This window comes from Deltaproteobacteria bacterium, assembly GCA_028818775.1.
Classification (GTDB): domain Bacteria; phylum Desulfobacterota; class Binatia; order UBA9968; family JAJDTQ01; genus JAJDTQ01.
Genome location: JAPPNE010000117.1, coordinates 1 through 2,900, shown reverse-complemented (window position 1 = coordinate 2,900; position 2,900 = coordinate 1). Strand labels below are relative to the sequence as shown.

Below are 2,900 nucleotides of genomic sequence, written 5' to 3'. Positions count from 1 at the left end.
GTATTGACGAACATCACCCGCAAGCAGATCCAGTCTGTGGCGCCGGATGACGTAGCCGAACGGGTGTTGCCGGGTCACCTGCTGATCTGTCGGGACGAGATGCAGGACCAAACAGACCCGGCGGAGTTCGAGAAGCGCCTTAGCGGCATGGTCCCTTTTGCGTTCGACAGGGCACTGACGCTGCCCGATCTGAACCGCATTCGCTGGCACCTTTACCCGGAGATCCGCATCGACAACCTGGAGCTTTTTCCGCAGGAGACGGCCGGACAAGATTCCGGCCCGGATGTCGTCAAGGTGATGGACATCCATCAGGAACAGCTGGCCCGCGGCCTCGGCGACGGGCATCGCGTCATCCATGGTGTGGCGGGTTCCGGGAAGACCCTGGTTCTGGAATTCCGCTCCGAGGTTCTGGCTGAATCGCCCGACAAGCCTATTTTGGTACTGTGCTTCAACATCACCTTGGCGGCGAAGCTCAGGAGTCACATGCGCAGCAAGGGCATCGACGACAAGGTGCGTGTCTACCATTTTCACGACTGGTGCGGAGAACAGCTGAAGACCCATCAAGTGGAGGTCGCTGAAGGCGATAAGCCGGTTTGGGAACTGCAGGTGGACAGCGTGATCGCCGGCGTGGAGAAGGGATCGGTGCCGCGCGAGCAATACAGCGCGTTATTGATCGACGAGGCTCACGATTTCGAAGAGGACTGGCTACGACTCGTCGTTCAGATGGTCGACCGGAATACGAACTCGCTGCTGCTGTTGTACGATGACGCCCAGTCCATCTTCCATCGAAACGGCTTGGGTTTCTCCTTGTCGAGTGTAGGTGTGCAGGCGCGAGGCCGCACGAAGATTCTCAGTCTCAACTACCGCAACACGCGTCAAATCCTGAACTTGGCCTACGAGTTCGCCAAGGAGGTGCTTCAGGAGAAGAACTCCGACGACGACCAAGTGCCGTTGATCAAACCGCAAGCTGCGGGGGCGGACGGCCCCATGCCTATATTCAGGCAGTTGGGTTCGTTCGAAGAAGAAGCGCGTTTCGCTGCGGACTGCGTCGCCAAGTGGCACGACGACGGGGTGCCGTGGCGGGAAGTGGCGATCATTTACGATGCGCACTGGATGGGCGAAGCCGTGGCGCGGGAGTTCGAGCAGGGAAAAATCCCCTGCCAGTTGCTCGACAAGCCTGCAAGGAAGAAACGCTACAATCCACAGGCCGATCAGGTGGTGCTCCTGGCACAACAGAGCAGCAAGGGGCTGGAGTTTTCGCGCGTGATTCTCCTTGGCTTGGGAAAACTAAAGACCGAACGGGAAGACATCGCCAGGGAAACCCGCGAGCTATATGTCGCGATGACACGCGCGCGCGAATGCCTGTTGATGACGGCAAGCGAGTCCAACGTGTACACGCAGAAGATTGAATCCATCACGGCCGCGGGAACCTGAACTGGCCTTACTCCGGGTTTTTCCCCACGGCCTCTCCTATCAATCATCAATCGAACAGTTGGTGCGGGCAGATTTCTTCGGCCTGTCCTCGTTCTCCGTCTGTTCCAAGTCGCCCGTGTGACGGAGCGAGCTCGGAGGGAACTGGAGGATCAGACAGTTCGGGCGGCGTCTCGGCCCGAAAGCCCATGGCGCGGGCGATGACCGCGGCCGCCTGCGTGGCCGCGCCTTGCAGCGTGGCATCGTCGAAGTGAGCGTAGATGGCCGTGGTGGCGCACTTGCGGTGCCCGAGCAGACAGCCTACCGTGGTCAGTCCTACGCCGTTCATGACGCCGAAACCCCGCCCGTGTCCCTCCTGGCCTCTTCCCTCGCACCCTGTTGTCCAGCTTCCATCTCTTCCATTGAGCGTCCCTCCTTGCCCCCAGCATTCATCATCGCCTCCGGCAAAGGAAGGTGGGGCGCTCGTATCCCTCACGCCACACGTACGCCTCCCATGCCGTGATGAGCGGCCTCGACCTCTACACCGTGGGCCGGTTGCTCGGCCATGCGGACACCGCCGCGACCGAGAGATACGCACACCTGGCGGACGAGCACATCCGCGAGGCGGCGGGGCAGATCACCGCCATCGTCGGCGACGCCATGAGCGGAGGCCGGAAGGGGGAGGCGGATCATGGCGCGTAGCAGACACAGGTCGCGGTTGAGCACGGCAGCCGCCACTGCCGCAAGGCCGAAGGCGGGCGAGTACACCCTCTGGGACGGGGCCTTGTCCAACTTCGGTGTGCGGGTCCATCCTTCCGGCGCGAGGTCGTTCATCGTCCAGACCCGGGTGAAAGGCCGGATGCGCAAGATCACCCTCGGGCGGTTCCCCGACATGGGAATCACCGAAGCGCGGAAGGAAGCCGCCGCGCTCCTCGCCCGCATCTGGGCGGGCGAGGACCCGGCCCCGGCGCACGCGGTCAAGACCACGCTGTTCCGCGACTTTGCCGCCCGCTACCGGGAGACCCACCGGAACCGCTGGAAGCCCGCTACGCTCGAAGTGTGGGACATCTACATGCGCAACCGCGTCATGCCCGCCTTCGGGCGGCTCAGGCTCGACAGGATCGACCATGCGCGGGTGTCGGCTTGGTTCGACGCGGCGAGCGCGGACAGGCCCGGCGCGGCCAACCGGGCGTTCGAGGTGCTGCGCGCTATGCTCAAGACCGCGCGGCAATGGGGCGAGCTTGGCGAGAGTGTTCCCGACGCCTGCGCCAACATCACGCCCAACCCGCGAAGACCCGTCGCCAGATACCTTGACGAAGAGGAGTTCCGGCGGCTCGGCGCAGTGTTGGACAGACACCAACAATCCCAACCGTGGCGGGTGGCGGCGCTCCGGCTGTTGAGCCTCACCGGGGCTCGGTGGAGAAGCCGAGCATGGTGAGGGGTTGGCCCTGGCGGTCGTGGACGGCGTAGCGCATCTGTGCGCCGACGAG

4 protein-coding genes are annotated in these 2,900 nt (G+C 63.2%); 3 read left to right on the top strand and 1 reads right to left on the bottom strand.

The window, feature by feature from the left end; all coding sequences use genetic code 11:
* Window positions 1–1,434, top strand: a 1,434-nt coding sequence (locus OXU42_13310) for an AAA family ATPase (GenBank protein ID MDE0030366.1), incomplete at its 5' end; no start/stop codon positions are given.
* Window positions 1,435–1,480: 46 nt separating this feature from the next.
* Here OXU42_13310 and OXU42_13305 read toward each other — a convergent pair.
* Entirely contained in the window at window positions 1,481–1,759 is a 279-nt protein-coding gene (locus tag OXU42_13305; protein ID MDE0030365.1) for a hypothetical protein, read from the bottom strand.
* Window positions 1,760–1,884: 125 nt separating this feature from the next.
* Here OXU42_13305 and OXU42_13300 point away from each other — a divergent pair, with 125 nt between their 5' ends.
* On the top strand, window positions 1,885–2,112 hold the full coding sequence (locus OXU42_13300) for a tyrosine-type recombinase/integrase (GenBank protein ID MDE0030364.1): 228 nt from the start codon (window positions 1,885–1,887) through the stop codon (window positions 2,110–2,112).
* Window positions 2,102–2,848, top strand: coding sequence for an integrase arm-type DNA-binding domain-containing protein (locus OXU42_13295; protein ID MDE0030363.1), 747 nt, complete (start codon window positions 2,102–2,104; stop codon window positions 2,846–2,848). Before OXU42_13300 ends, OXU42_13295 begins: the two co-directional genes overlap by 11 nt.
* Window positions 2,849–2,900: the final 52 nt, after the last annotated feature.